Raw genomic sequence first — 4,785 nt, 5'->3', positions numbered from 1 at the left:
TTATTGTCTGTACGCTTCGATAACATCCTAAATTTCCCCCGTTAACCAAGAATTCTATCCCTATTATACAAAAAAAACCTGTAGATTTGGCCACTAGTTAGGGACTTTGTCTACAAGCTGAAACGAAATCAAATATGATTCCGTTTTTTACTCTAGTTGTTTTATTCAGCGAAACCTAGGTTTTCAGCTTGCCATTTTATCCATTGGTATTTTCTTTTTTCTCTTGGAATAAATTGCCTTAACTCTTCTTCACGAAAACCGACTTGGATTCGTTTCTCATCAATAATAATTGGTGTTTTTAATATTCTCGGGTTTTTATGAATGTATGTAAGCAATTCATTCAAAGATAAATCATCAAGAGATACATTTAGTTTTTTAAAATGTTTTGAACGTGTAGAAATAATTTCATCTGTTCCATCCACGGTTAATCGTAAAATGTTTTGTAACTCACTTTTGGTGAGTGGTTGTTTTAATATATTTCGTTCCACATAAGAAATGCCTTGTTGTTCTAGCCATTGTTTTGCTTTCCGATTTGATGAACTTGCCATTCCATAAATCGTTACTGTCATACAATTGTCTCCTTTTTATAAATATTCGTTCGAGGCTCACCTTCGCTTATATAGACCGTACTTTAAAAGCTTTATATCAATGTAAAAGTTTTTCAGTGCTTCTTCATCTGATAATTTTTTCGTAAACTTTTCAATAAAATTGCGTAATGCGACAGATGTGACAATATTAATACAGTGAAAAATTTCGTTTTCGTTTGTAATGTTTAAAAGCTCTTTATCGACAAGCTTAATAATTTCATTATCACTTTTTAAATTCATCTGACCGTTAAAAAATTTGGTAAAAGAAGTCTCGACACGATGTGTTACGTTTAACATGGCTAATTTAAAAAAGTTTCGTTCATTTTCATCGGGTAATTCTTCGAGAAAATTTTTATACAAATCTGTAGCAGCTTGTATAATATCACCGTTATGTTTTTTTAAAAATTTTATGAAAAGGATTTTTCGTTTTTCTGTTTCGATATCCACTAAGTAATAATAGAGATCTTCAATGTTTTCAAAATATTGATAAAAGCTTCCTCTCGGGATTCCCGCCATTTTAATAATATTTGAAACGGAAGCTTTGGCTAACGGAACGCGAGAAAATTCCCTTTCTGCCGCTTTTAATAGTGATCGTCTTTTTTCATCAGACAGATTAAAGAAAGTCCGTTTTGGCATTGTTTTCCTCCAATTATGACAAAGTGACAATCTGTCATTTGCTTATAACTATCTTATATGACACATTGTCGTTTGTCAATCGACTTTTATGACAAGTTGTCATTAATTTTATCATTGTAAAGTTTATTCTTTATTTTCAGAATTGATACGTTATCATGAAATATTTTTGTAATATTGTTGTTCTTGAATTGCAATCAAACAAGTATAAAATAGACTTGGTAAAAGTAAGCTAAAAGGTGGAGTTTCTCTTGAAAAAGACAATTACGATTTTAGGTGCTACAATTTTACTCGGAACAGCAATTGCACCTAGTTTACCTACATATGCTGAAACATCAACTGAAATAGAACAAAAAATAAAAACTAACCAACAAGAGCAATCCGAAGTAGATAAACGAATACAGCAACTAGAAGAAGCGATAAAAGAAAATGAACAAACAATGATCAAAACTGAAAGCGATATACAAAAAACGGAAGAAGAAATTAAGAACTTGCAAGATGAAATCAAAGTAATTACACAAGAAATAGAAGTTCGAGATGAATTAATAAAAAATCGCCTTCGTTCAATGCAATCAGGAAATAGTTTAGTAGATTATTTAGATGTATTACTAGGTTCATCAGATTTTGAAGAATTCATTGGTCGTGCTAGTGCAATTGCTACGATTACTAAAGCAGATCAAGACTTGATTGTTCAACAACAAACTGCAAAAAAAGAATTACAAGATAAAGAAGCAACAGCTGAAGAAAAATTAGCTTCATTAAATGATCTGAAAGTTGAACTTGAAGGTATGAAATCTCAAATTGAGGAACAGAAAGCTCAAGCGGTTGCAATGAAGGAGCAATTATCTTCTAAAGAGCAACAATTATTAATAGAAAAAGAAAAAGCTCGCCAAGAAGAACTGGCTAAACAAGCAAGTCAAGCTGTTGAACAGGTAACAGTTGCTAGTGAATCTAGTACTAAAAAGGCTTCAAGTACGAAGTCAAATTCAAGTTCAGCACCAGTTGTAAATGGTGATGCGGTTCGTGTTGTAACATCAGTAGGAAACCGATTTATTGGAAATTCTGTATACAGTTTTGGTGCTGCAGATCCTGCTAATGGACGTTTTGACTGTTCAGGTTTTGTTAGCTGGGTATTTCAACAAGCAGGTATTTCGATTGGTCGATCAACTTCTGTTCAATCGACAAAAGGTACGAAAGTTTCCACTAGTGAAATGCGCCCTGGTGACTTAGTATTCTTTGATACGTATAAAAAGAATGGTCATGTAGGTATCTATCTTGGTAATGGTAAATTTATTGGTTCCCAAAGTTCAACAGGAGTTGCTATTGCTGATATGACAAGTGGTTACTGGGCTAATCATTTCAAAGGACATGTAAGACGTATTATTAACTAATCATTTAGCATTCAATAATAGAGTTTGACCGAATAGGATATGCTCCCCTTAAGGTGGACAGAAAAAATCGTTAAAATCTGTTTATCTTAGGGGGAGTTTTTTGTCCAAAAAATGTCGTTCTATATGAAGTAATCATGGATTGTATAAGTGGTTTATGAAAATTCATTTATAGTACAAAACCGAGGTAGTATCTTATATCTTGGATCGTGAATGTTGAAATTGATGGAATAAAAGGTTATCAGATTCGAAAATGGGGAAATAATATACCAAAGAATTGAAGGAAGCTTGAAGTTCAAGGGGAAATATTCCTATAATGCATCCCATCTGTCATCTTCATATTTTCGTATCCATTGGTATACTTGTTGATAGGAATTGAGATGTCTTTCAGCTGTTTCTCGATATATTTTTTTCCATTACCTAAAGACATTTTCCATTCGTTCATTTCATGTTTTTTCCTTTGGTCATAGAGCTTGTTCTTCGTTTTTTATGATATTCCTTACATAGGATGATACATTTGAAGAACGATCAAAAGGTATTGATCTGACATGTACTATTATAATATTAATAGATATCAAGAAAATTTAAACGGCCTTAACCCTGATGAATACAGGATTAAGGCCTCTAATCATTTTTATTATTTCTACTGTTTAATTGGTAGAGAGCAGTACATAAGGTTCGGTCTCCTGTTTTTACAACAATGGTTCAACGGTATATCCTTTTTCTTCTAGTATTGATATGATGTTCGGTTCTAAAACTAAATGAAGTGCACCAACAATAACAAAATAAGTTTTATCTTCTCCCTTTTCTAAAAAACCAATTATTTTATCGGCCATTCCATAATTTCGATCGTCATTTAAAGCTCTCATAAACGCTTCATCTTCTTCTGTTGCTGTACGATTATCTTCCATTGCTATTTCTAATAACTTTTCTTGATTGCCTTCCATGTAAACATCTAATAGGGCTTCTATTTGTTCACTGTATTCTTCAACGGTTAAATCTAATGAGGCTTCTAACATCTCAACTTGATATTCTTCAGAAAGGTTGGCAAAAATGGCGAACTGATCTTCTGGATGTTCTAAGGGAATAATTTCTTTTCCATCATCATGAGCACGAGTTAAAAAGTATTCATCGACACCTTCAATAAAGTCAGATTCTAATGATAGAAGAGATTCTACCGTTTGGGCCATTAACCAAGGTTGATAATTTTCGATTAAATGGATCGGCATGCCGAATTCCGATAATTTTTGTTCTAATTTTTTATATAGCGCATCAGAGATATGATCTTTTATCGTTGTTCCATCCTGATAAGTTCCCATGCTCATCATAATGGATTGCATTTCTATCAGATCGAAACCGACGATATCAATTTCAGGAGAAACGACATCCGCTTCAAGGTAGGCCTGCTCAATTTTCTCATTTAAAGGGAAAAGTTCTTCTTTGCCAACATGGATAGTACCCTGTAAATAAACAGTGGTGTTTTCGTTTTCTACTTTCCAAAGAAAGCCTCCAGGTCCATCAGAACGACCAACTACAGTTTTTTGGAGCCCGATTACGATGATTCCTTGCTCTCTCAGTTCCTCTAAGATGGCAAGTTGTTCAGATTGATTTGCATTAGGATTACCCGTAACATTTACTTCTTCTAAACTATGGAGTTTCTTCAAAATGGAAAAATCTCTAATATCGTTATCTGCTATCGATAAGACTTCTAATGCTTCAAATTGTTCAATTCCATCAAGGGAGGTAATTCCATGTCCTGATAAATCCAATTCTTTCACATTTTTAATATCTGACACTGTTAATTTTTCATTCGTTTTACTTAATTCTTCACGTATAGCTTGTTCTAACTTTGCATCTTCAAATTGAATCGATTCTTCCGCTTGGCAACCAATGGTGATGACAGCAATCAAAAATAGAAACAGACTTAAGTAAATTCGTTTCATAAGCTCCTCCAATTTATCATCATAAAAAGTTTACTATGCTACTATTATGTATTACTTATGAAAATAATGAAATAAATTCGATGAAAGTAGAAAATTAGCAAGAGAAATGCGAAAAGTGTGTTCATTGGTATGATGAAAACAGAAAAATGGGGATCGAAGCGCAAAAAGTGTGTTCATCAGAGTGATGAAAACAGAAATATGAGGAGAGCAACGCAAAAAGTGCGTTCATCAGAG

At 33.1% G+C, this 4,785-nt stretch carries 5 protein-coding genes; 1 reads left to right on the top strand and 4 read right to left on the bottom strand.

Translation table 11 applies throughout. The features are described 5' to 3' along the window. Positions 1–161: 161 nt before the first annotated feature. Together spx and OEV82_RS12795 are read right to left on the bottom strand one after the other, a co-directional pair. Positions 162–569 (bottom strand): transcriptional regulator Spx, encoded by a 408-nt coding sequence (spx, locus tag OEV82_RS12800; RefSeq protein WP_173662300.1) that lies wholly within the window; start codon positions 567–569, stop codon positions 162–164. Between the two features lie 36 nt (positions 570–605). Beyond that, positions 606–1,223 (bottom strand): TetR/AcrR family transcriptional regulator, encoded by a 618-nt coding sequence (locus OEV82_RS12795; protein WP_173662301.1) that lies wholly within the window; start codon positions 1,221–1,223, stop codon positions 606–608. Positions 1,224–1,471: 248 nt separating this feature from the next. Between OEV82_RS12795 and OEV82_RS12790 the strand changes: the two genes are divergently transcribed. Next, a complete protein-coding gene (locus OEV82_RS12790; RefSeq protein WP_263062113.1) occupies positions 1,472–2,611 on the top strand; it encodes a C40 family peptidase in 1,140 nt (379 codons plus the stop codon). Between the two features lie 308 nt (positions 2,612–2,919). Here the strand turns inward: OEV82_RS12790 and OEV82_RS16200 are convergent, their stop codons facing one another. Both OEV82_RS16200 and OEV82_RS12785 read right to left on the bottom strand, forming a co-directional pair. Then, positions 2,920–3,015 (bottom strand): helix-turn-helix domain-containing protein, encoded by a 96-nt coding sequence (locus OEV82_RS16200; protein WP_173662304.1) that lies wholly within the window; start codon positions 3,013–3,015, stop codon positions 2,920–2,922. A 285-nt stretch (positions 3,016–3,300) separates the two neighbouring features. Beyond that, the gene (locus OEV82_RS12785) at positions 3,301–4,551 is read right to left on the bottom strand and encodes a TraB/GumN family protein (RefSeq protein ID WP_263062112.1); all 1,251 of its coding nucleotides are present in this window, start codon (positions 4,549–4,551) and stop codon (positions 3,301–3,303) included. Between the last annotated feature and the right edge of the window lie 234 nt (positions 4,552–4,785).

The sequence above is a fragment of the Pallidibacillus thermolactis genome (assembly GCF_025660415.1).
GTDB lineage: Bacteria > Bacillota > Bacilli > Bacillales > Caldibacillaceae > Pallidibacillus > Pallidibacillus thermolactis.
This window is presented reverse-complemented; position numbering and strand designations above follow the sequence as displayed.

Coding starts and splice junctions, on each gene's coding strand:
- OEV82_RS12785 (WP_263062112.1), bottom strand. CDS start 4,551: ATGAAACGAATTTACTTAAGTCTGTTTCTATTTTTGATTGCTGTCATC.
- OEV82_RS12795 (WP_173662301.1), bottom strand. CDS start 1,223: ATGCCAAAACGGACTTTCTTTAATCTGTCTGATGAAAAAAGACGATCA.
- spx (WP_173662300.1), bottom strand. CDS start 569: ATGACAGTAACGATTTATGGAATGGCAAGTTCATCAAATCGGAAAGCA.